The organism is Buttiauxella sp. AC142, assembly GCF_979253435.1.
The window spans coordinates 3,751,650-3,775,597 of the sequence record NZ_CEEDCH010000001.1; the positions used below are offsets into that span (position 1 = coordinate 3,751,650).

General features: G+C 52.6%; 21 protein-coding genes and 1 riboswitch. Of the genes, 16 read left to right on the forward strand and 5 right to left on the reverse strand.

What is annotated here, in order from left to right:
• Positions 1–3 precede the first annotated feature (3 nt).
• Genes AC0IWZ_RS17385 through hemW form a run of 5 tightly spaced genes read left to right on the forward strand, consistent with a single transcriptional unit; the run spans position 4 to position 3,327 of the window.
• Positions 4–708: a YggS family pyridoxal phosphate-dependent enzyme gene (locus AC0IWZ_RS17385; RefSeq protein ID WP_471679116.1), complete on the forward strand. Its 705-nt coding sequence runs from the start codon at positions 4–6 to the stop codon at positions 706–708.
• Positions 709–734: 26 nt separating this feature from the next.
• On the forward strand, positions 735–1,289 hold the full coding sequence (locus tag AC0IWZ_RS17390) for a YggT family protein (protein WP_034498393.1): 555 nt from the start codon (positions 735–737) through the stop codon (positions 1,287–1,289).
• Positions 1,286–1,576 carry a DUF167 family protein YggU gene (yggU, locus tag AC0IWZ_RS17395; RefSeq protein ID WP_034498396.1) on the forward strand — a complete coding sequence of 97 codons (291 nt, stop codon included), beginning with the start codon at positions 1,286–1,288 and terminating at the stop codon, positions 1,574–1,576. The genes AC0IWZ_RS17390 and yggU overlap by 4 nt, the downstream gene beginning before the upstream one ends.
• Positions 1,577–1,604: 28 nt before the next feature.
• The gene (locus AC0IWZ_RS17400) at positions 1,605–2,198 is read left to right on the forward strand and encodes an XTP/dITP diphosphatase (RefSeq protein WP_034498398.1); all 594 of its coding nucleotides are present in this window, start codon (positions 1,605–1,607) and stop codon (positions 2,196–2,198) included.
• A complete protein-coding gene (gene hemW, locus AC0IWZ_RS17405; RefSeq protein WP_034498400.1) occupies positions 2,191–3,327 on the forward strand; it encodes a radical SAM family heme chaperone HemW in 1,137 nt (378 codons plus the stop codon). Before AC0IWZ_RS17400 ends, hemW begins: the two co-directional genes overlap by 8 nt.
• 96 nt (positions 3,328–3,423) lie before the next feature.
• Here the strand turns inward: hemW and AC0IWZ_RS17410 are convergent, their stop codons facing one another.
• Together AC0IWZ_RS17410 and sgrT are read right to left on the reverse strand one after the other, a co-directional pair.
• Positions 3,424–4,602 carry a sugar efflux transporter gene (locus AC0IWZ_RS17410; protein WP_471678822.1) on the reverse strand — a complete coding sequence of 393 codons (1,179 nt, stop codon included), beginning with the start codon at positions 4,600–4,602 and terminating at the stop codon, positions 3,424–3,426.
• Positions 4,603–4,849: 247 nt separating this feature from the next.
• Positions 4,850–5,011, reverse strand: coding sequence for a glucose uptake inhibitor SgrT (gene sgrT / locus AC0IWZ_RS17415; protein WP_072011208.1), 162 nt, complete (start codon positions 5,009–5,011; stop codon positions 4,850–4,852).
• 88 nt (positions 5,012–5,099) lie between these two features.
• Here sgrT and sgrR point away from each other — a divergent pair, with 88 nt between their 5' ends.
• From sgrR to thiQ, 4 genes are all read left to right on the forward strand, one after another.
• Positions 5,100–6,758, forward strand: coding sequence for an HTH-type transcriptional regulator SgrR (gene sgrR, locus AC0IWZ_RS17420; protein ID WP_471678821.1), 1,659 nt, complete (start codon positions 5,100–5,102; stop codon positions 6,756–6,758).
• Between the two features lie 36 nt (positions 6,759–6,794).
• Positions 6,795–6,894: riboswitch (TPP riboswitch) on the forward strand.
• Positions 6,895–6,930: 36 nt separating this feature from the next.
• Entirely contained in the window at positions 6,931–7,914 is a 984-nt protein-coding gene (gene thiB, locus AC0IWZ_RS17425) for a thiamine ABC transporter substrate binding subunit (RefSeq protein ID WP_471678820.1), read from the forward strand.
• The gene (gene thiP, locus AC0IWZ_RS17430; RefSeq protein WP_471678819.1) at positions 7,890–9,500 is read left to right on the forward strand and encodes a thiamine/thiamine pyrophosphate ABC transporter permease ThiP; all 1,611 of its coding nucleotides are present in this window, start codon (positions 7,890–7,892) and stop codon (positions 9,498–9,500) included. Before thiB ends, thiP begins: the two co-directional genes overlap by 25 nt.
• Positions 9,484–10,188: a thiamine ABC transporter ATP-binding protein ThiQ gene (thiQ, locus tag AC0IWZ_RS17435; protein ID WP_034498410.1), complete on the forward strand. Its 705-nt coding sequence runs from the start codon at positions 9,484–9,486 to the stop codon at positions 10,186–10,188. Before thiP ends, thiQ begins: the two co-directional genes overlap by 17 nt.
• Here thiQ and AC0IWZ_RS17440 read toward each other — a convergent pair.
• Positions 10,172–10,945 (reverse strand): DedA family protein, encoded by a 774-nt coding sequence (locus AC0IWZ_RS17440; RefSeq protein ID WP_034498412.1) that lies wholly within the window; start codon positions 10,943–10,945, stop codon positions 10,172–10,174. The two genes, thiQ and AC0IWZ_RS17440, sit on opposite strands and share 17 nt — an antisense overlap.
• 87 nt (positions 10,946–11,032) lie before the next feature.
• A complete protein-coding gene (gene araC, locus AC0IWZ_RS17445; RefSeq protein ID WP_034498434.1) occupies positions 11,033–11,878 on the reverse strand; it encodes an arabinose operon transcriptional regulator AraC in 846 nt (281 codons plus the stop codon).
• Between the two features lie 340 nt (positions 11,879–12,218).
• Here araC and araB point away from each other — a divergent pair, with 340 nt between their 5' ends.
• The 7 genes from araB (at position 12,219) to rluA (ending at position 23,025) form a co-directional block, all read left to right on the forward strand.
• On the forward strand, positions 12,219–13,925 hold the full coding sequence (gene araB / locus AC0IWZ_RS17450) for a ribulokinase (protein ID WP_471678818.1): 1,707 nt from the start codon (positions 12,219–12,221) through the stop codon (positions 13,923–13,925).
• A gap of 10 nt (positions 13,926–13,935) precedes the next feature.
• Positions 13,936–15,438 carry an L-arabinose isomerase gene (gene araA, locus AC0IWZ_RS17455; protein ID WP_471678817.1) on the forward strand — a complete coding sequence of 501 codons (1,503 nt, stop codon included), beginning with the start codon at positions 13,936–13,938 and terminating at the stop codon, positions 15,436–15,438.
• 114 nt (positions 15,439–15,552) lie between these two features.
• On the forward strand, positions 15,553–16,248 hold the full coding sequence (araD, locus tag AC0IWZ_RS17460) for an L-ribulose-5-phosphate 4-epimerase (RefSeq protein WP_471678816.1): 696 nt from the start codon (positions 15,553–15,555) through the stop codon (positions 16,246–16,248).
• A gap of 53 nt (positions 16,249–16,301) precedes the next feature.
• Entirely contained in the window at positions 16,302–16,910 is a 609-nt protein-coding gene (locus AC0IWZ_RS17465) for a YdcF family protein (protein WP_471678815.1), read from the forward strand.
• Positions 16,911–16,954: 44 nt separating this feature from the next.
• Positions 16,955–19,315 (forward strand): DNA polymerase II, encoded by a 2,361-nt coding sequence (polB, locus tag AC0IWZ_RS17470; RefSeq protein WP_471678814.1) that lies wholly within the window; start codon positions 16,955–16,957, stop codon positions 19,313–19,315.
• Between the two features lie 144 nt (positions 19,316–19,459).
• Positions 19,460–22,366, forward strand: coding sequence for an RNA polymerase-associated protein RapA (rapA, locus tag AC0IWZ_RS17475; protein ID WP_034498427.1), 2,907 nt, complete (start codon positions 19,460–19,462; stop codon positions 22,364–22,366).
• Positions 22,366–23,025 carry a bifunctional tRNA pseudouridine(32) synthase/23S rRNA pseudouridine(746) synthase RluA gene (gene rluA, locus AC0IWZ_RS17480; protein WP_471678813.1) on the forward strand — a complete coding sequence of 220 codons (660 nt, stop codon included), beginning with the start codon at positions 22,366–22,368 and terminating at the stop codon, positions 23,023–23,025. Before rapA ends, rluA begins: the two co-directional genes overlap by 1 nt.
• Positions 23,026–23,118: 93 nt before the next feature.
• Here the strand turns inward: rluA and djlA are convergent, their stop codons facing one another.
• Complete coding sequence (djlA, locus tag AC0IWZ_RS17485) at positions 23,119–23,925, reverse strand: co-chaperone DjlA (protein WP_034498441.1); 807 nt, start codon at positions 23,923–23,925, stop codon at positions 23,119–23,121.
• Positions 23,926–23,948 lie beyond the last annotated feature (23 nt).

Sequence of the window (23,948 nt, forward strand, 5' to 3'; positions counted from 1 at the left end):
CCTATGAACGAGATAGCGCACAATCTGGCACAGGTTCAGAACAAAATCTTCGCGGCAACTGAACGCTGCGGCCGTGCTCCAGAAGAAGTGACTTTGCTTGCAGTCAGCAAAACAAAGCCTGCGAGCGCCCTCGCAGAAGCGATTGCCGCAGGGCAACACGCGTTCGGCGAAAACTACGTGCAGGAAGGCGTGGATAAAATTCGTTACTTTGCCGATAACAGTGAAGCCACACTGGAATGGCACTTTATTGGCCCATTGCAGTCGAACAAAAGTCGCCAGGTTGCTGAACATTTTGACTGGTGCCACACCGTCGACCGTTTACGCATTGCAACCCGTTTAAGCGAGCAGCGTCCTGCCGAATTGCCGCCGCTTAACGTACTGATTCAAATCAATATCAGTGATGAACAAAGCAAGTCTGGTATTGCGCTCAGTGAGCTTGATGCGCTGGCAGCAGAAGTTGCTGCGCTGCCGGGTTTGGTGTTACGAGGTTTAATGGCAATTCCTGCCCCTGAACCTGATTACGAGCATCAGTTAGCGGTTTGCCAGAAAATGGCTGACGCTTTCGCATCGCTCAAAAGCCGTTTTTCAACGGTTGATACATTGTCCCTGGGCATGACCGATGACATGGACGCCGCGATTGCCGCAGGCAGCACCATGGTGCGCATTGGAACCGCTATTTTCGGCGCGCGGGATTATTCCGCTCGTTAATCACAAAATAATAATTGAGGAACGCCATGCTGACGTTGACTTTCCTGGTCAAGACGCTGATTGAACTGTATGTAATGGTGCTGCTAATTCGCATCTGGATGCAGTGGTCACGTTGTGATTTCTACAACCCTTTTGCACAATTTATCGTCAAGATTACCCAGCCGATTGTGGGGCCGCTGCGGCGTGTCATTCCGTCGATTGGGCCGATTGATACCTCTTCGTTGCTGGTGGCGTTTATTCTCACCACAATGAAGTATCCGATTCTGCTGCTTATTCAGGTGGGCGCGCTGTCGCTTGACCCAATGAATCTGTTGGTTGGCCTGTTATCACTGCTGAAATCCGCCGGTACGCTGGTGTTCTGGGTCATTATTATTCGCTCGCTGATGAGCTGGATTAGCCAGGGCCGTAGCCCGATTGAATACGTGTTGATGCAACTGACCGAGCCAATGATGGCGCCGATTCGCCGCGTAATCCCTGCTATGGGCGGTATCGACTTCTCAGCGATGGTCGTCATTTTGATTCTGTACGCGCTGAACTACCTCGGCATGGATTTGTTCCCGGGGCTTTGGTATTTGCTGTGAGTGCAGTGAGTCAAACTGAAGATGGGCTGGTTTTACGGCTATATATTCAGCCTAAAGCCAGCCGCGATAGCATTATCGGGCTGCATGGCGACGAGCTAAAAGTCGCCATCACCGCCCCACCGATAGACGGCAAAGCCAACGCCCATCTGGTAAAGTATCTGGCCAAGCAGTTCAAAGTCGCCAAAAGTCAGGTGCTTCTTGAGAAGGGCGAACTGGGTCGCCATAAGCAAATTAAAATTATTAACCCGCAACACATCCCGACGGAAGTCGCGGCATTGCTTGATTAATTACCTAATTTCACAGGATTTTCTCACTATGCAAAAAGTTGTCCTCGCGACCGGTAACGCCGGTAAAGTGCGTGAACTCGCCGATTTACTCGGTAATTTTGGTCTGGATGTGGTGGCTCAAACGGAATTAGGCGTGGAGTCGGCGGAAGAAACCGGGCTGACGTTTATCGAGAACGCCATTCTGAAAGCTCGCCATGCGGCGCACATTACGGGCCTGCCAGCGATTGCTGATGATTCCGGTCTGGCGGTTGACGTGCTGGGCGGCGCGCCTGGTATTTATTCTGCACGTTACGCAGGCCTTGAAGCATCCGACCAGCAAAACCTGGAAAAGCTACTGGCGACACTGAAAGATGTGCCTGATGAGCAACGCAAAGCGCGATTCCATTGCGTGCTGGTGTATATGCGCCACGCGGAAGACCCAACGCCGCTGGTTTGTCACGGGAGCTGGGAAGGCAAGATTACCCGCGAAGCCGCAGGCCAGGGTGGCTTTGGCTACGACCCTATTTTCTTTGTCCCGAGTGAAGGCAAAACTGCCGCTGAACTGACTCGCGACGAAAAACGCGCCATTTCCCACCGTGGGCAAGCGCTAAAACTGTTACTGGAAGCAATGAAAAATGGCTAATTTGCCACCTCTGAGTCTTTATATTCACATCCCGTGGTGCGTGCAGAAGTGCCCCTACTGTGACTTCAATTCCCACGCACTCAAAGGTGACGTGCCGCACGACGAGTACGTCGCTCACCTGTTGCGTGACCTGGATAACGACGCACCGCTGGCGCAAGGACGTGAAATAAAGACCATCTTTATTGGTGGCGGTACGCCGAGCCTGCTGTCAGGTGAGGCGATGCAAACGTTGCTGGATGGTGTGCGTGCGCGCCTGCCGCTGGCAGCTGATGCGGAAATTACCATGGAAGCGAATCCCGGAACGGTAGAAGCAGACCGCTTCGTGAGCTATCAACGTGCGGGTGTTAACCGCATTTCTATCGGCGTGCAGAGTTTTAGCGAGCCGAAGCTCAAGCGTCTGGGCCGTATCCATGATTCAGGCGAAGCGAAACGTGCTGCGAACCTGGCGAATGGATTAGGGCTGCGCAGCTTTAATCTGGACTTGATGCACGGCCTGCCGGATCAATCTCTGGAAGAAGCACTCGACGATTTACGCCAGGCGATTGAACTGAACCCGCCGCATCTCTCGTGGTATCAGCTGACGATTGAGCCGAATACTTTGTTCAGCTCCCGCCCGCCAAAACTGCCGGACGACGACGCGCTTTGGGATATCTTCGAGCAGGGCGACAAACTTCTGACCGCTGCGGGCTACCAGCAATATGAAACCTCGGCCTACGCGAAACCGGGTTATCAATGCCAGCACAACCTGAACTACTGGCGCTTTGGCGATTACCTTGGCATTGGCTGTGGCGCACATGGCAAGGTGACGTTTGAAGACGGACGTATTATGCGTACCGCGAAAACTCGCCACCCTCGCGGTTATATGGAAGGCAAATACCTCGACAAGCAGCACGATGTCGAACAAGCCGATAAGCCGTTCGAGTTCTTTATGAACCGTTTCCGTTTATTGGAAGCCGCACCGCGCAATGAATTCAGTCTGTATACCGGGCTTGATGAATCAGTGATTCGTGCGCAGCTAGACGAAGCGATTGCGAAGGATTATTTGGTTGAGACAGAAGATTTTTGGCAGATTACCGAGCACGGTAAACTGTTTTTGAATTCGCTGTTAGAGATTTTTCTGGCCGAATAATCAGGCATTGTCTGGCGGATGACGCTGCGCTTATCCGCCCTACGAAATGCAGTTGTAGGTCGGATAAGCGCAAGCGTCATCCGACATTATTTCAGCTTAAATGTTCTTCACCCGGCTGGTAAGAATCAACGCGAACACCGACAGCCCGGCAATTAACCAATATACCGAATAGTGCCCAAAACTTTCCGCCAGCGCGCCCTGTAAAACCCCTGCCAAAATCACGCCTGTCGAAATACTGTTGGTGAAAAGCGTGGTCGCCGAACCCGGCCTACCAGGCATTAAATCCTGGAACCACAACATGCCGATACCCGCGACAATCCCGATAAATATCGCGTTAAATAGCTGAAGCAGCAGTAAAGCAATACGGCTATGGAACAGAATCAGCCCGACGTAAAACATCACGCCAGCCGAGACAGCAATCACCATCATGCGACGTTTACCGAAGCGCTTCACGTAATAACCCGCCAGGATCATCGCCGGGATTTCCAGCCCTGCGGCAGTGCCCATCAAAAGCCCAGCCAACGATTCGGGCAGCCCTAAATCACTGCTGACCCACAACGGCATGTCGATGATATACATGGTGTTGCAGGTCCACATCAGCATTGAGGCAATAAATAACATGCGGACGTTTTTGTCTTTCCAGCCGCTGACCTGGGTAAGCGCCACATCTGCGGGCTGCTCAATCCTTGCGACCGAGGGAAGTGCGAAGAAGATTAGCGCCAGCGAAATAACAAAAATTCCCGCGGCAATAAGAAACATGGTGGTAAAGCCGTAATTTAACGCGAGCATAAACGACAGCGGCGGGCCAATAACCCAGGCAAGCGAGAGCTGCGCACGCATTATCGAGCTGAACATCACCACTTCACGCGCTGAGTTATCGGCATATTCACGGGCAAGGGCAAATATTTGTGGCATCGCGGTATTGGCAATAGACGCGAACATGACGCCAACGGTGATTAACGTCAGGTAATGACGGTTAAAAGCAAAAAGCACACAGTTTGCTACTGCCATCACGCAACAAACCATAATCAGTTTGCGACGGTCACCCTGATTATCTGAACGCTTCGCCAGCGCCAGGCTGACGAGGATCCCGGCTATCGCATTGACGGTATAAAACAGGCCGACCCAGAATGGGCGCACCTCGACTTCGCGACTTAAAAACAGGCTAAGAGTGGGCGCCTGGAGTGCCCCCGCAATCCCCATCATGAAAGCCACAATCATAAATGCGGCATATACCGGATTGAGGCGGCGTCCTTTGGTCAGAAACCAAATCATGCAGAAATTCCTTTTGTTCGAGCGCTCACTGGGTGTGCAAAACGTCAACTATACCCTAAATAATTCAAGTTGCAGGTAGGCGGCAAGGGAGCTTATCCCCAGGAGCTTACTTAAGTAAGTGACTGGGGTAAGTGAGTGCAGCCAACACCCCTGCAGCTTGAAGTATGACGGGTATAAAAAAGCCAGCAGTAACAATCTGCTGGCCAGGTGAACATCACCAATTCTCAGTCACACATGTATCAACGAGTCAGTACTTCACGGTCACGGAAGTTGTCACCTCCCACTGCATTAAGTCCTCAAGCATCCTAAGACGTTGCGATGCTGTCAGGCGAGCCAGCCATCCAGCAGAAACACTTTGGGTTGCGGTAAAATACTGTTGATAAAACTTAACCACTGGCGACCGTTTCATATGTACCTCCTCGCTTTCAACGTTGATGATTATTGGCGTAATATGAGGAAAGTTAAATTGATGAGTTTCTGACAGGAGTTCCTCTTTTATGAGTTCGAGTCGTCTGCAACAACAATTCATCCGCCTGTGGCAATATTTCGAAGGTAAACCGCAGGATACAACGTTGAATGACCTGGCCTCACTGCTGAATTGCTCCCGCCGCCATATGCGCACGCTACTCAGTGCGATGCAGGAAAAGGGCTGGCTGAGCTGGAAAGCGGAAGTCGGACGAGGCAAACGTTCGCAGCTCGAATTTCTCTACACGGGCCTCGCACTCCAGCAACAGCGGGCAGAGGATCTTCTCGAGCAGGACAGAATTGATCAACTGGTGCAGATCGTCGGGGATAAAGCCGCGGTGCGCCAGATGCTGATCTCCCACCTCGGACGCAGCTTCCGGCAGGGGCGACATATTCTGCGCGTTCTGTACTATCGCCCGCTGTTAAACCTGTTACCAGGCTCGGCTTTACGCCGTTCAGAAACGCATATTGCCCGGCAAATTTTCAGCGGCTTAATCCGCATAAATGAGGAAAATGGGGAACTGGAAGCGGATATAGCCCACCACTGGCAGCAAATATCCCCATTACACTGGCGTTTTTATTTGCGCCCTGGCATTCATTTCCACCATGGCCGCGAGCTGGATATGCTGGATGTCATGACCTCTTTGCAACGGATCAATGCGCTACCGCTCTATTCTCACATCACCCAGATTAGCTCCCCAACCGCCTGGACACTGGATATTACGCTCTCACAGCCAGATAACTGGCTGCCGTGGTTGCTTGGCAGTGTTAATGCGATGATTCTGCCGCGTGAGTGGCAAACGCTGGACAACTTTTCCCGCCAGCCAGTCGGCTCCGGCCCCTATTCGGTCGTGCGTAACAACACCAACCAACTGAAGATCCAGGCCTATGATGATTACTTTGGCTATCGCGCATTGATAGACGAAGTGAATTTCTGGGTGCTGCCGGAAATTGGCGAAGACGTCAGCTGTGCGGTGCAATTATCGGGAATGCCTGACAGCGAGAAAGCGGTTGAAAGTCGCCTGGAAGAAGGCTGTTACTACATTTTATTTGATAGACGCTCGCATTCCGGCAGCAATGAACAAGTGCGTCGCTGGTTGAGCCATGTGCTGGCACCTATTCACCTGCTTTATAGCGCGGGCGAACAAAACCAGCAGTATTGGTTCCCGGCATACGGCTTATTGCCACGCTGGCACCACACCCGACCGCAGCCGGTCGTCGAAAAACCCGCAGGGCTTGAGTCCGTAACACTGACGTTCTATCGCGACCACGTTGAGCACCGGGTTATCAGTAAAGTGATGGAACAATTGCTGGCACGCACAGGCGTAAAACTGGTGGTGCAAGAAGTCAGTTATGAAGAGTGGCATCAGGGCGATGCCGAAAGCGATATCTGGCTTAACAGCGCCAACTTCACCCTGCCGCTAGAATTTTCACTCTTTTCGCATCTTTATGAGGTGCCGCTCATTCAAAAATGTATTGCGATTGACTGGGAATCCGATACCCGTAAATGGCACAACAGTGAGCTTTCACTGCCCGAGTGGTGCCAGAAGCGCGTTGAGAATAATGACATTTTGCCGTTAATTCACCACTGGCTGCGCATCGAGGGGCAACGCAGCATGCGTGGCGTGAGGATGAACACGCTCGGCTGGTTTGACTTTAAATCGGCCTGGTTTGCACCCCCGGAACCTTAATACTTTCGATTCATTCACAGAATCATTACAATGCTCGCGTTCTCAACGGGGTGCTAAGACGAAAGTCTGGCTGAGATAATACCCGTCGAACCTGATCCGGATAATGCCGGCGAAGGGATTTGAGGCTCCATTCTCAAAGTCCTTTGCCACCCCTAATTCCAAGAGGTGCAAAGTGTTCAAAAAATTTCTGCCGTTGCTGGCACTCATCGCTGCCCCAGTTTTTGCCAAACCCCTGCTGACTGTTTACACCTACGACTCCTTTGCCGCCGATTGGGGTCCAGGTCCTGCGGTGAAAAAAGCCTTTGAAGCTGACTGCAATTGCGAGCTGAAATTTGTCGCACTCGAAGACGGCGTCTCTTTGCTAAATCGCCTGCGCATGGAAGGAAAGAACACCAAGGCTGATGTGGTGCTGGGCCTGGATAACAATTTGCTGGAAGCGGCTGCACAGACCAAACTGTTTGCCACCAGCAATGTTGATAGCAGCAAACTGAAAATCCCTGGCGGCTGGAACAACGACACGTTCGTGCCTTTCGACTACGGCTATTTCGCTTTCGTCTACGATAAAAACAAACTGAAAAACCCGCCAAAAAGCCTGAAAGAACTGGTCGAAAGCGACCAAAAATGGAAAGTGATTTACCAGGATCCGCGCACCAGCACGCCGGGTTTAGGCCTACTGTTATGGATGCAAAAAGTTTACGGCGACAAAACACCTGAAGCCTGGGCGAAACTGGCGAAGAAAACCGTCACCGTCACCAAAGGCTGGTCTGAAGCTTACGGTCTGTTCCTGAAAGGCGAAGGCGATTTGGTGATGAGTTACACCACCTCTCCGGCGTATCACATTATCGAAGAGAAAAAAGATAACTACGCAGCGGCGAATTTCAGCGAAGGTCATTATTTGCAGGTAGAAGTCGCTGGCCGTTTAGCTTCCAGCAAGCAGCCTGAACTGGCTGAGAAATTCATGAAATTTATTACCTCGCCAGGCTTCCAGAACACCATTCCAACCGGCAACTGGATGTACCCGGTAACGGACGTGAAATTGCCTGAAGGTTTTAACGGTCTGGTGAAACCGCAGACCACGCTGGAATTTAGCTCGCAAGACGTCTCTTCCCATCGCGCAAGTTGGATTAGTGAATGGCAACGCGCCGTCAGCCGCTGATCCCCGGCTGGCTGATTCCAGGGCTATGCGCCGCTACTCTCGTGGTAGCCGTAGCCCTCGCGGCTTTTCTGGCGCTGTGGTTTAACGCGCCGCAAACCGATATCCGTGCTCTGGTGCAGGATAGCTATTTGTGGCACGTGCTGCGTTTCTCGTTCTGGCAAGCATTCCTCTCCGCTGCCCTTTCGGTATTTCCGGCGATTTTCCTCGCCCGCGCACTTTACCGCCGCCATTTTCCGGGGCGGCTCGCGCTGTTACGTCTGTGTGCCATGACGCTCGTGTTGCCGGTGTTAGTGGCCGTGTTTGGTATTCTGACGGTGTATGGCCGCGAAGGTTGGCTGGCCTCATTGTGCGCCTGGCTGGGCATTGAATGGGTTTTCTCGCCGTATGGCCTTAAGGGCATTTTATTAGCTCACGTCTTTTTTAACCTGCCGATGGCGACGCGCCTGCTGCTTCAGGCGCTGGAAAATATCCCCAGCGAACAGCGCCAGGTCGCCGCGCAGTTGGGAATGCAGGGCTGGAACTTCTTCCGCTTTGTTGAATGGCCGTGGCTACGCCGCCAGATTCTTCCTGCCGCCGCACTCATTTTCATGCTTTGTTTCGCAAGTTTTGCCACCGTGCTTTCACTGGGCGGCGGGCCGCAGGCAACGACCATTGAGCTGGCTATCTTCCAGGCGCTGAGTTACGACTACGATCCTGCCCGTGCGGCGTTGCTCGCATTAGTACAAATGATTTGCTGCCTGGGTCTGGTGCTGATGAGCCAACGCCTCAGTAAAGCGATTCCGGTGGGTATCAGCCAGATGCAAGGCTGGCGCGACCCGCAGGATAACTTGCGCCGCAAACTGTGTGACGGGCTGCTTATCGTGCTCGCACTATTATTGTTATTACCGCCGCTGATAGCGGTCATCATTGATGGTATCAATAGCGGTTTTAACAGCGTACTTTCCCAGCCGATTCTCTGGCAGGCATTATTTACCTCGTTAAGAATTGCAGTCGGCGCGGGATTGATAAGCGTAGTCATCACGGTGATGCTGCTGTGGAGTTCGCGTGAATTGCGCCTGCGCAACCGCGCATTTGCCGGGCAGGCACTGGAACTGAGCGGCATGTTGATTTTAGCCATGCCGGGCATTGTGCTGGCAACCGGCTTTTTCCTGTTGCTCAATAACAGCGTGGGTTTGCCGCAAACCGCTGACGGCATCGTAATTTTTACCAATGCGCTGATGGCCATTCCTTACGCGTTGAAAGTGCTGGAAAACCCGATGCTTGATGTCGCAGAACGCTACGGCAAATTGTGCCAGTCACTCAATATCAGCGGCTTAAATCGTCTGCGCTACATCGAGTTGCGGGCGCTCAAACGCCCACTGGCGCAGGCGTTAGCATTTGCCTGCGTGCTCTCGATTGGTGATTTTGGCGTCGTGGCGCTATTCGGTAATGAAGATTTCCGCACGCTGCCTTTTTATCTCTATCAACAAATTGGTTCATATCGTAGCCAGGACGGTGCCGTTACCGCGCTAATCTTGCTGATACTGTGCTTTGCTTTATTCACATTGATTGAAAAACTTCCGGGACGCCATGCTAACGCTAACTGATGTAACCTGGCTCTATCACCATTTACCAATGCGTTTTTCGATGCAAATTAATGCCGGAGAACGCGTGGCGGTGCTGGGGCCGAGCGGCGCGGGAAAAAGTACGCTGCTGAGTTTGATTGCCGGTTTTCTGACGCCTGCCAGCGGACAGATTAGGCTCAACAATGAAGATCATACGCATAGCGCTCCTGCGCAGCGCCCGGTGTCGATGCTGTTCCAGGAGAACAATCTTTTTAGCCATTTGACGGTGCGTCAGAACATAGGGCTTGGGTTAAATCCCGGCCTGAAGCTGAATCCTGACCAGCAGCAGCGTCTGGCGACCATTGCCAGCCAAATGGCGATTAGTGATTTGCTCGACCGTTTGCCTTCACAGCTTTCTGGCGGCCAGCGCCAGCGTGTCGCCCTCGCCCGCTGTCTGGTGCGCGAGCAACCTATTTTGCTGCTCGATGAACCTTTCTCAGCACTCGATCCAGCGCTGCGCCAGGAAATGCTGCAATTGCTTGATGACCTGTGCCGCCAGCAGCAGCTGACGCTGTTGATGGTTTCGCACAGTATTGAAGATGCGGCACGCATTGCCGAAAGAAGTCTGGTGGTGGTCGATGGCCGTATCGCCTGGGATGGCGACACGGCAACCTTATTGAGCGGGGAAGCAAGCGCATCGGCGCTGCTGGGTATTAGTGGTGGCCAGTAAGCACTTTCCACAAAATTTCGCGGTAAATCGGCATCAGCGGATGCATTTGAATCGCCACAAAACTGCCTATCGCCAGCACCGCCATGGTGGGGGCTAACCAATGCAAACGCGCCCGAGGCAAATATTGCGTTAAACGGTCGGCACTGGCTTTACCGCTACGCCACCAGCGCCAGCACAACCAGCCCGCCAGCCAAAGGCCCAGCGCGACCAGCAGCAATAGCCATTTAAAGCTGCCGCTCTGCATATCCGCAGGAATATCAATGGCGGCTCCCGCCAGAATTCCGGGCAAGAAGTAGATTGGCGGCCAGAAAATGCAGCCGATAATATTAGGGACGATAAATTTAGAAACAGGGAGATCCAACATGCCTGCAACCATCGGCACCAGCGGGCGTGTCGGGCCAACAAAACGGCCAACCAGGATGGTAAACATGCTGTGTTGATGCAGCGCATGCTCGGTTTTATCCAGCAGCGCTTTGTTCTTTTTCATAAACGACCAGCGATGCAGCGGCCCTTTAAAGCGGCCTCCCAGCCAGAACGAAATCCAGTCGCCCAGCAGGCAACCGATAATCCCTGCAGCCCAGGCGTGATAAAACCCAACCTGACCGCCACCAATCAGCGCACCAAGTCCCGCCATCATTACCGTGCCAGGAAGGATAAGCCCCACCAGCGCCAGAGATTCCAGAAAGGCCACCAGCATCACCGCAAAAAGCGAGTACGCCACTGACTGAGTTATAAAGTGTTCCAGCAAAGCTTCCATAAAGCGTCCGTCGAGAAACGAGTGGGCGATTCTCCTGAGTGATGAGATAACCGTCAAGCCATCATTTGTATGTATAAATTATAGTGATCATTCACACCCTGCACGAAACTCACTCGGGCTGGCACCCGTACACTTCTTGAAAACTCGCGAAAAATAGAGCTGGTCTTCAAACCCGACATTGCGCCCGACGCTGGCGATCGGCATACGCGTGGTGCTGAGCAATAGTTTCGCCTGGAGAATACGTTGGTCTTCACGCCAGCTTAAAACGCTGACGCCAAGCTGTTGGCGGAACAAATGCGACAGGCGAGAAGGCGATAAACAGACATGTTGCGCGACACTGGCGATATCAAACTGGTTATCAGCCAGATGGTCGCTGATGTACTGGCACGCGTCACGAACGCGGTTATCGAGCGGGGGATTGAGCGAGGCGCTTAATACTTCCATGCGCCGCAGTAATAATTGCTCTAACAGATTGATAGCCAATAATTCCGCATAACGCCCTTCTGCCTGCCCGGCCTCAATAATCTGCCCAAAGAGCTGAGAAAAGTTTTGCTGGTGAGCATCATCCGGGCGGAAAAACCCGGTGTGCGCAAAGATTGGCTCCCAGTTCAGCCACTCCTGCCAGTAAGCGCGCGGGCGGAAATAAACCCACTGGTGATACCACTCCTTGCTGGCAGGTTCGCGGCCATAGTGGTGCACTTCACCCGGCGGGAACAACAGAATATCGCCTGGGCGGCAAATATAGTTCTTCCCCTGATTATTGATAACCCCTTCTCCGCGCACCGTTAAATTGAGGATGTATCCTTTCATGCCAAGCGGTCTGTCGATGAAAAAATCCAGTGGCCCTTCAGCTTCAATTGGCGTTAATCCAGCCACCAGGTGGGCGTTAAATGAGTACCCTGGTAACAGGGGGTCGTTTTGCATCTCAGGCATCATCAAGCTCGCTATTTAATTGGGCGATAGGAACAATTTGTCCATATCCATGCTATTCACTGGCGGCGTCATACTGCGCAAACAACAAACCGTCCTGATTTCATCATAAAGCCGCAATTTACCTGCACCTATGCTTTTCATTCGTCAATCACAAGGTTTTGTGACGATAACCGAAGTGTTTATAAAAGTAGCAGAAATGTCCACATCCATTATTTGCGGGGCGTCACACTTCTCAAAGGCACAGCAAATTTCTCCATAACTACAGCGAATACGACCTGACGGTTTTCCGGCATAAAAACTAATGTCATTTCCATAGATAACCAGGTCAGGGAGTAAAAAAATGTCGATTGCGCTGGGCCTCGATTTTGGCAGTGATTCCGTGCGCGCCTTAGCCGTTGATTGCGAAAACGGAGCGGAGCTTGCCACGAGTGTGGAATGGTATCCGCGCTGGCAGGAAGGCCAATATTGTGACGCCCCAAATAACCAGTTCCGCCATCATCCACGGGACTACATTGAGTCGATGGAGCGCGCGGTAAAAACCGTTCTCGCTGAGCTGACCGCTGAACAACGTGCCCGCGTTTGCGGCATTGGCGTCGACAGCACTGGTTCGACTCCCGCCCCGATAGATGCCAAGGGCAATGTGCTGGCACTCACGCCAGAATTCGCTGACAACCCGAACGCCATGTTTGTGTTGTGGAAAGATCACACTGCCGTAGAAGAAGCCGAAGCAATTACTCGCTTGTGCCATCAGCCGGGGAAAAATGACTACTCCCGTTATATTGGCGGTATTTATTCCAGCGAATGGTTCTGGGCAAAAATCCTGCACGTCACCCGCGCTGACCCAAAAGTGGCACAAGCGGCGGTATCGTGGATTGAATTATGTGACTGGGTTCCTGCGCTGCTTTCCGGCACCACTCGCCCGCAAGATATTCGCCGTGGCCGCTGTAGCGCCGGGCATAAATCCCTGTGGCATGAAAGCTGGGGCGGCCTGCCTCCGGCGAGTTTCTTTGATGAATTAGACCCGGTGATTAACCAGAATCTGGCTTACCCGATGTTTACCGAAACCTGGACTGCGGATATCCCGGTCGGCAACCTTTCCGCCGAATGGTCTGAGCGCCTTGGTTTACCGCAAAGCGTAGTGATTTCCGGTGGCGCATTTGACTGCCATATGGGTGCAGTTGGGGCTGGTGCTCAGCCGAACACCCTGGTGAAAGTTATCGGTACTTCTACTTGCGACATTCTGATTGCTGACAAACTCACCGTTGGCGACCGCGCAGTCAAAGGCATTTGCGGGCAAGTCGACGGCAGCGTGGTTCCGGACTTTATCGGCCTCGAAGCCGGGCAATCGGCATTCGGTGATATCTACGCCTGGTTTGGCCGAGTGCTGGGCTGGCCGCTTGAACAGCTGGCGCAGCAGCACCCGGAACTGCGTGAGCAAATCAACGCCAGTAAGAAGCAGTTGCTGCCCGCGCTGACGGAAGCCTGGGCGAAAAACCCTTCCCTCGAACATCTGCCGGTGGTGCTCGACTGGTTTAATGGCCGTCGCACCCCGAATGCCAACCAGCGCCTGAAAGGTGTGATTACCGATTTAAACCTGGCAACAGACGCACCTGCGCTGTTCGGTGGGCTGATTGCCGCTACTGCCTTTGGTGCTCGGGCCATTATGGAATGCTTCACCGAACAAGGAATTCCCGTCACGAACGTGATGGCACTGGGCGGTATTGCACGCAAATCCCCGGTCATCATGCAGGTCTGCGCTGACGTACTGAATCGCCCGCTGCAGATTGTCGCTTCTGACCAGTGCTGCGCATTAGGCGCGGCGATTTTTGCCGCCGTGGCCGCGGGCAAACACGCAGATATTTCCCGCGCCCAGCTCGCCATGGCCAGCCAGATTGAAAGCACCTTACAACCCGATTCCCAACGCGCCGAGCGCTTTGAGCAGCTTTATCGCCGTTACCAGCAATGGGCGGTTAGCGCGGAACAACATTATCTCCCTTCAGCCCCAGTTGCGGTTACTCATGCAGCTCAGGCCACTGTGACCCATTAAGGACATGACGATGAACATTTTTGAACAATATGAAGTGTGGTTTGTAATTGGCAGCCAGCATCTCTACGGTGCGGAAACGTTGCGTCAGGTGAATCAACACGCCGAGCAGGTTGTGAATGCGCTCAATAAAGAAGCCAAACTGCCGTGCAAGCTGGTGTTGAAACCTTTGGGAACCACACCGGATGAAATTACCGCTATCTGCCGCGATGCGAGTTACAGCGATAAATGCGCCGGTATGGTGGTGTGGCTGCACACCTTCTCGCCAGCCAAAATGTGGATCAACGGTCTGAGCATCCTGACCAAACCGCTGCTGCAATTCCACACTCAATTCAATGCGCAGATCCCATGGGGCAGCATTGATATGGACTTTATGAACCTGAACCAGACCGCGCATGGCGGCCGTGAGTTCGGTTTCATCGGCGCACGTATGCGCCAGCAACACACCGTCGTGACCGGGCACTGGCAAGATCCGCAAGCTCATCAGCGCATTGGTTCCTGGATGCGTCAGGCGGTTTCAAAACAAGATACTCGTCAGCTGAAAGTGGTTCGCTTCGGCGACAACATGCGTGAAGTCGCCGTGACTGATGGCGATAAAGTGGCCGCGCAGATGAAGTTTGGTTTTGCGGTCAACACTTACGCTGTGGGCGATTTAGTTCAGGTTGTAAACGCAGTGAGCGACGGGGATGTGAACGCATTAGTCGACGAATACGAAAGCAGTTATCGCCTGACCGCTGCTGCGCAAATCAACGGCGATAAACGCCAGAATGTGCTGGATGCCGCACGCATTGAGCTGGGGATGAAACAGTTCCTGGAACAAGGCGGTTTCAGTGCCTTTACCACCACATTTGAAGACCTGCACGGCCTGAAACAACTTCCGGGTCTGGCAGTGCAACGCCTGATGCAGCAAGGCTACGGCTTTGCGGGCGAAGGCGACTGGAAAACTGCCGCTTTGCTTCGCATCATGAAGGTGATGTCAACCGGTCTGCAAGGCGGCACCTCTTTCATGGAGGACTACACCTATCACTTCGAGAACGGCAACGATATGGTGCTCGGTTCCCACATGCTGGAAGTTTGCCCATCCATTGCTCTTGCTGAAAAACCAATCCTCGATGTGCAACACCTGGGGATCGGCGGCAAGGACGATCCTGCACGTTTGATCTTCTCCACCCAAACTGGCCCGGCGTTGAATGCGAGCCTTATTGATCTGGGCGATCGTTTCCGCCTGCTGGTGAACTGCGTTGATACCGTCGAAGCGCCGCATCAATTGCCGAAACTGCCTGTGGCGAATGCACTGTGGAAAGCGCAGCCGGATCTGCCTACCGCATCCGAAGCGTGGATTCTGGCAGGTGGTGCGCACCACACCGTGTTCAGCCAGTCTCTGACGCTCGACGATATGCGCCTGTTCAGCGAACTGCACGGTATCGAACTGGCGGTTATTGATAACGATACCCGCCTGCCTGCGTTTAAAGACTCTCTGCGCTGGAACGAGGTTTATTACAGCTATAAACGCTAAAGCGTTTTGCCCTCACCCTAACCCTCTCCCCCAGGAGAGGGGATTATTCGGTTTCCCCCTCGCCCTCAGGGAGAGGGCCGGGGTGAGGGTGGTTCAACAAGCTAAGGATCAAATATGTTAGAACAACTCAAACGTCAGGTACTGGAAGCCAATCTCGCGCTGCCGAAACATAATCTGGTCACCCTGACCTGGGGGAACGTCAGCGCGGTTGATCGGGAACGTGGCGTATTAATTATCAAACCTTCCGGTGTCGATTACAGCATGATGACTGCTGAGGATATGGTGGTTGTGAGCCTGGAAACGGGCGAAGTGTTGGAAGGCAATAAAAAACCTTCATCGGATACCCCCACTCACCGCTTGCTGTATCTGCAATTTCCGCACATTGGCGGGATTGTCCACACCCATTCACGCCACGCGACTATCTGGGCACAGGCTGGAAAATCCATTCCGGCCACTGGCACGACTCACGCGGATTATTTCTACGGCACCATACCTTGCACGCGCAAAATGACCGATGAAGAGATCAACGGTGATTACGAATGGCAAACCGGCGAAGTTATCGTGAAAACCTTTGCTGAACGTGGAATTGATGCCGCACAAATGCCCGGCGTGCTGGTACATTCCCATGGCCCATTTGCCTGGGGAAAAGATCCGGTTGATGCGGTGCATAACGCCATCGTGCTGGAAGAAGTGGCCTATATGGGCATATTCTGCCGCCAGCTCACGCCAGAATTACCGGATATGCAGCAAACATTACTCGATAAACATTATTTGCGTAAGCATGGTGCAAAGGCTTATTACGGGCAGTAAAATTCCCCTGAAGTTGTCGTGCTAGTTGCTGCAACTTCAGGTACAAATAGAAAATGAAGAAAAGAATATTTATTGCATTAGTGGGTTTTCTATTAAGCATCGCCTGCATAACAGCAAACTCCATTTATACTTTCAGTCAAAGAGATGAAACTCGCACAGCTGATTGCGCCATTGTTCTCGGGGCTGGCGTCAATAACCACGTCCCTTCAGCCGTTTTTCGAGAACGGCTCAACCATGCAACTTATATATACCAGCAAGGTTATGTAGGAACGATTATCTTAACCGGCGGCATAAGTCCCGGTAATACTATTTCCGATGCAGAAATTGCCAGGCGATATATTGTGTCGCAAGGCATTCCAGACGAAATAGTTTTGCTTGAAGAGAAATCCAGCGTCACGCGGGAAAATCTCAGCAATGCCAAACAGATTATGGATTCACATCATTTATATAATGCGTTAATTATCAGCGATCCATTGCATATGAAACGCGCCATCATCATGGCGAAAGACAGTAATATAGAGGCCTTTTCTTCACCCACACAAACATCCCAAATTAAGAGCACATATGCTCTTCTGCGTTTTATTAGCAGAGAGAGTTTTTACTATACGGGATACCTGGTTCGTCGCGTTTTCACTGTACATAAAATCAGTAATCCAGCTTAAAGTGGTCTATAATCAGACCACTTTTTCTTTTATGAGAATGCAGCGTGTCACAAGCTCGTCAGGGTTTCTTGCTTACGCGTCACTGGCGAGATACCCCGCTCGGTACCGAAGTTGAATTTTGGCTGGCAACGGATGATGGCCCGGTGAAGGTGCGTCTGCCGCGCCAGGAATCCGTGGCGTTTATCCCGCAATCACAACAAGCCGAAGCGACACGCCTGCTCGCAAACGAAAGCCAGTATCGCCTCACCCCACTGCCGCTTAAAGATTTCCATCGCCAGCCCGTCTGCGGTTTGTACTGCCGTCAGCATCGGCAGTTAATGCGTATCGAAAAGTTATTGCGTGATGGCGGCGTTAAGGTTTACGAAGCCGATATTCGCCCGCCCGAACGCTTTTTGATGGAGCGCTTTATTACCGCCCCCGTCTGGTTTAGTGGCGAACAAAAAAATAATCTGGTGGTTGAAACGAAGCTGAAACCCGCGCCGGATTATCGTCCGCCGTTGAAATGGGTGTCGTTGGATATTGAAACCACTCGCCATGGCGAACTGTATTGTATCGGTCTCGAAGGCTGCGGCCAGCGTATCGTTTATATGCTTGGCCCGGAAAATGGGGACGCGAGTGGTCTGGATTTCACACTGGAATATGTCGCCAGCCGTCCGCTAATGCTCGAAAAGCTGAATGCCTGGTTTGCTGAACATGACCCAGATGTTTTGATTGGCTGGAACGTGGTGCAGTTCGATTTGCGGGTACTGCAAAAAATGTCCGAACGTTACCAGGTCCCGCTGCGTCTTGGGCGTGAAAACAGCATTCTGGAGTGGCGCGAGCACGGCTTCAAAAAAGGGGTTTTCTTCGCGCAAGCCGCCGGACGGGTCATTATTGATGGCATCGAAGCATTGCGCTCTGCCTTCTGGAATTTCTCCTCTTTTTCTCTTGAGTCAGTTTCTCAGGAATTGCTTGGCGAAGGTAAATCTATTGATAATCCCTGGCAGCGCATGGACGAAATTGACCGCCGTTTTGCCGAAGATAAGCCCGCACTGGCGAAATATAATCTCAAAGACTGCGAACTGGTCACGCGGATTTTCCACAAAACCGAGCTGATGCCATTCTTGCTGGAGCGCGCCACAGTGAACGGTTTGCCGCTGGATAAACATGGCGGTTCCGTTGCAGCATTTGGCCACCTTTATATACCTCGCATGCATCGCGCCGGTTACGTTGCGCCCAATCTCGGCGAGGTACCGCCTCAGGCAAGCCCTGGCGGATATGTGATGGACTCGCGGCCTGGGCTTTATGACTCGGTGTTAGTGCTCGATTACAAAAGCCTTTATCCGTCGATCATCCGCACGTTTCTCATCGATCCAGTTGGGCTGGTTGAAGGAATGGCACAGCCTGACCCTGAACATTCTGTAGAGGGTTTTCTTGGTGCGCATTTCTCCAGGACCACACATTGCCTGCCAGAGATTGTCGGGCAAATCTGGTCGGGTCGCGATGAAGCAAAACGACACGGCAATAAGCCTCTGTCGCAGGCGTTGAAGATCATTATGAATGCATTTTATGGGGTATTGGGCACCAGCGCCTGCCGTTTCTTCGATCCTCGCCTTGCGTCGTCGATCACCATGCGCGGGCATCAGATCATGCTGCAAACTAAAGCGTTGATCGAATCTCAGGGTTATGACGTGATTTACGGGGACACGGATTCCACCTTCGTGTGGCTCAAAAAAGCCCATTCCGAGGAAGATGCCGCTCGCATCGGCCAGCAGTTGATGAACCATGTGAATGCGTGGTGGAAAGCGCATCTGCAAGAAACTCAGCAACTCGACAGCAAACTTGAGCTGGAGTTTGAATCGCACTTTTGCCGCTTCCTGATGCCGACTATTCGCGGCACGGTTGAAGGTTCCAAAAAGCGCTACGCCGGAATGATTCAGGAAAATGGCAAGCAGCGCATGGTGTTTAAAGGATTGGAAACCGTGCGCACGGACTGGACACCGCTGGCACAGGAGTTCCAGAAAACACTTTATTTACGGGTTTTCCGTAACGAGCCGTATCAGGATTACATCCGCGAAACCATTGCAAGCTTGATGGCGGGTGAGCTGGACGAGCAGCTGATTTATCGGAAACGACTGCGTCGTCCGCTCAGTGAATACCAGAAAAATGTGCCACCGCATGTGCGTGCTGCACGTCTGGCTGATGAGCATAATCAACGGCTTGGTCGCGCACCGCAATATCAGAACCGGGGGACAATCAAGTATGTGATCACAACCAACGGCCCTGAGTCGGTGGATTATCAAGAGTCCCCCCTGGACTACGATCACTACCTGACGCGCCAGCTCCAGCCAGTCGCCGAAGGAATTTTACCTTTCCTTGAGGATGACTTTGCTACACTAATGACAGGGCAATTAGGTCTATTTTGACGGTGACGAATCAGTCGGCTTCCAGTACCATAGCGCCCTCCTGAATCATCCTTAAATCTACTTTTGAACTACCGCCCCCCTCTGCGCGCGGTCGTTTTACCATTGCCTGCAAATCTTAGTAACTGATAATAGAGCCGAAATCTTATGCCTTTTACACTTGGTCAACGTTGGATCAGCGATACCGAAAGCGAACTGGGACTGGGAACCGTGGTCGCTTTAGACACGCGAATGGTAACCCTGCTCTACCCTGCCACCGGTGAAAATCGTCTGTATTCCAGAAGTGACTCGCCTATCACACGCGTGATGTTTAACCCGGGTGATACCGTCACCAGTCATGAAGGCTGGCAACTCAAAGTTGATGAAGTTAAAGAAGAAAACGGTTTGCTTGCCTATATTGGCACCCGTCTGGATACAGAAGAAGCTGGCACGATGCTGCGCGAAGTATTCCTCGACAGCAAACTGGTGTTCAGCAAGCCACAAGACCGTCTTTTTGCCGGGCAAATCGACCGTATGGATCGTTTTGCCTTGCGTTATCGCTCTCGTGTTTACCAAAGCGAACAGTATCGCCAACCGTGGAGCGGCCTGCGCGGCATGCGCACCAGCCTGATCCCGCACCAGTTGAACATCGCTCACGACGTGGGTCGTCGCCATGCGCCACGCGTGTTGCTGGCTGATGAAGTCGGTTTGGGTAAAACCATCGAAGCCGGGATGATTTTGCACCAGCAGTTGCTGGCTGGCAGCGCTGAACGCGTATTGATCGTCGTTCCGGAAACTCTGCAACACCAGTGGCTGGTTGAAATGCTGCGCCGCTTTAACTTGCGTTTCTCGCTGTTTGATGACGAGCGTTACGCAGAAGCCCAGCACGACAGTGATAACCCATTCGAAACAGAACAACTGGTTATCTGTTCTCTGGATTTCGTGCGTCGCAGCAAGCAACGTCTTGAACACCTGTGCGAAGCCGAATGGGATTTGATGGTTGTCGATGAAGCGCACCATTTAGTGTGGAGCGAGAATGCGCCTAGCCGTGAATATCAGGCGATCGAGCAACTCGCCGAGCATGTTCCGGGCATCCTGCTGTTAACCGCAACGCCTGAGCAGTTAGGTATGGAAAGCCACTTCGCACGCCTGCGTTTGCTGGACCCAAGCCGTTTCCACGATTTCGAGCAGTTTGTTGAAGAACAGCAACACTACCGCCCGGTAGCAGATGCCGTTGCATTATTGCTGGCAGGTAACCACCTGACCAACGATCAGCTCAATATGCTGAGTGAGTTGATTGGCGAGCAGGATATCGAGCCTCTGCTGCAAACTGCGAACAGTAACCGTGAAGGCAGCGATGCTGCGCGTCAGGAACTGATTTCCATGCTGATGGACCGCCACGGGACCAGTCGCGTGTTGTTCCGTAACACCCGTAATGGCGTCAAAGGTTTCCCGAAACGCGAACTGCATACCATCCGTTTGCCGCTGCCAATGCAGTATCAAACCGCGATTAAAGTGTCCGGCATTATGGCGGCACGCAAATCGGTAGAAGAACGCGCCCGCGATATGCTTTATCCGGAGCAGATTTATCAGGAATTTGAAGGCGATACTGGCACCTGGTGGAACTTCGACCCGCGTGTTGAATGGCTGATGGGCCACCTGACCAGCCACCGTTCGCAAAAAGTGTTGGTGATTTGTGCCAAAGCCACCACCGCCTTGCAGCTTGAGCAAGTGCTGCGTGAACGCGAAGGTATTCGTGCTGCCGTGTTCCATGAAGGAATGTCGATTATCGAGCGTGACCGGGCCGCAGCCTGGTTTGCCGAAGAAGATACCGGCGCACAGGTATTGCTGTGCTCTGAGATTGGTTCCGAAGGGCGTAACTTCCAGTTTGCAAGCAACCTGGTAATGTTCGATTTGCCATTTAACCCGGACTTGCTGGAGCAGCGTATTGGCCGTCTGGACCGTATCGGTCAGGCGCACGATATTCAGATTCACGTCCCTTATCTGGAAAAAACCGCGCAATCGGTACTGGTGAAGTGGTTCCATGAAGGGCTGGATGCTTTCGAGCACACTTGCCCGACTGGCCGTGCGATTTACGATAACGTTTATCCGCAACTGATTGAGTTCCTGGCCGCACCGGAAAATACCGATGGTTTCGATGCGCTTATCAAGCTGTGCCGCGAACAACACGATGCGTTGAAGCTGCAACTTGAGCAAGGCCGTGACCGCCTGCTGGAAATCCACTCCAACGGCGGTGAAAAATCACAGGCGTTGGCGCAGGCCATTTCTGAGCAGGATAACGACACTAATCTGGTCAGCTTCGCCCTGAACTTGTTCGATATTGTCGGCATTAATCAGGACGATCGCGGCGACAACATGGTGGTACTGACGCCTGGCGATCACATGCTGGTGCCGGATTTCCCTGGCCTGCCGGAAGACGGTTGCACGATTACGTTTGAACGTGAAGTGGCGTTGTCTCGTGAAGATGCGCAGTTTGTCACCTGGGAGCACCCAATCATTCGCAACGGCCTGGATTTGATTCTGTCCGGCGATACCGGTAGCTGCGCACTGTCTTTGTTGAAAAACAAAGCGCTGCCGGTGGGGACCTTACTGCTGGAACTGGTGTATGTCGTTGAAGCGAAAGCGCCTAAACAGCTGCAACTTAATCGCTTCCTGCCGCCGACTCCGGTGCGCATGCTGGTTGATAAAAACGGCACTAACCTTGCGGCTCAGGTCGAGTTTGAAAGCTTTAACCGCCAGTTAAGCACCGTGAATCGTCATACTGGCAGCAAATTGGTGAACGCCGTTCAGCAAGATGTTCACGCGATTTTGCAACTGGCAGAAGAGAAAGTGGAAGCGGCTGCGCAGGTGTTGATCAAAGCGGCACGCGAAGAAGCAGATGAGAAGCTGAGTTCTGAACTTTCCCGTCTGGAAGCGCTGAAAGCGGTTAACCCGAACATTCGTGATGACGAACTCGAAGCCATCGAAAGCAACCGTCTACAAGTGCTGGAAAGCCTTGCGCAGGCCAACTGGCGTCTGGATGCACTGCGTTTGATCGTGGTGACACACCAATAATGTTAATGGAACCCTATAACCCACCCACTGATCCCTGGCTGGTCATTCTGTATCAGGATGAGCACATCATGGTCGTCAATAAGCCTTCGGGCTTATTGTCGGTACCAGGCCGTCTGGATGAGCATAAAGACAGCGTGATGACGCGTATTCAGCGCGACTTCCCGCAGGCAGAATCAGTGCATCGTCTGGATATGGCTACCAGCGGCGTGATTGCCGTGGCGCTGACTAAAGCAGCAGAGCGCGAACTGAAACGCCAGTTCCGTGAACGTGAGCCGAAGAAACAGTATGTGGCGCGGGTTTGGGGTCATCCTCAGCCAGAAGAGGGGCTGGTAGATTTACCGCTTATTTGTGACTGGCCAAACAGGCCAAAACAGAAAGTGTGTTATGAAACCGGCAAAGCAGCACAGACGGAATATCAGGTGCTGGAGTACGCGGCGGATAACACCGCTCGTGTGCTGCTAAAACCGATTACCGGGCGCTCACATCAGTTGCGCGTGCATATGTTGGCAACGGGACACCCGATTCTGGGCGATCGTTTTTACGCGTCACCTGAGGCGTTAGCGATGGCGCCGCGTTTGCAGCTCCATGCGGAAATGCTGACTATCACTCACCCTGAGTATGGAACACCCATGACGTTCCGCGCTCCGGCTGATTTCTAAATCCCCTCACCCTAACCCTCTCCCACAGGAGAGGGTATTGTCCGGTTTTCCCCCTCTCCCTGAGGGAGAGGGCCGGGGTGAGGGTCTCTTCTCTTACTTAAATCCTTTCGCCGTCTTTATCAGATCGTACGCTTTCTGGATTTCCTGCGCTTTCTGCTTGGCCATTTCCATCATTTCTGGCGGAAGACCTTTAGCCACCAGTTTGTCCGGGTGATGCTCGCTCATCAACTTACGATACGCACGCTTAATGATTGTGGCGTCGTCGCTACTTTTGACGCCCAGCACATTGCAGGCATCTTCAAGCGTTGGCCCACGTTGCTGCTGGAAACCGCCTTGCGACTGGTTGTAACCGCCACCAAACTGCTGCCCACCTTCCATCATGCGTAAGAACTGATCGAACTGTATGCGTGAAATGCCGAGTTCTTCGGCAATGACGTACAACACTTCTCGTTCGTTCGGATGCAAAGATCCATCAGCAAACGCCGCCTGAATTTGAATTTCAAGAAACATCCGAATCAGGTCAAAACGTCCGAAGCAGACGCTGCGAAGCTGGCGCATTTTTTCACGCAACGGATAGCCATTTTCTTTACCGACGCGGAAAGCATGCTGTGCGGCACTTCGCGCATCACCATGTAACTGCATACGATCCATTAATAGCGAAGCTATCTGGATATCGGCTTCCGTTACGCGCCCTTTTGACTTGGTCAAATGGCCCATGACTTCAAATGTAGTGCTAAAAAACAGTGACTGGCGCTGTTGTTGGTTAGAAAACCAGGATTGACGACGGCTACGCACCTTATCGATGGCATGACCAATCAGTAACCCAAACACCACACCCCAGAAGCCACCGCCCATAATTAGTGCTATTGCGACACCGAGTACTTTTCCCCAATACTGCATATACTCCCCAAATTGTCATGCCG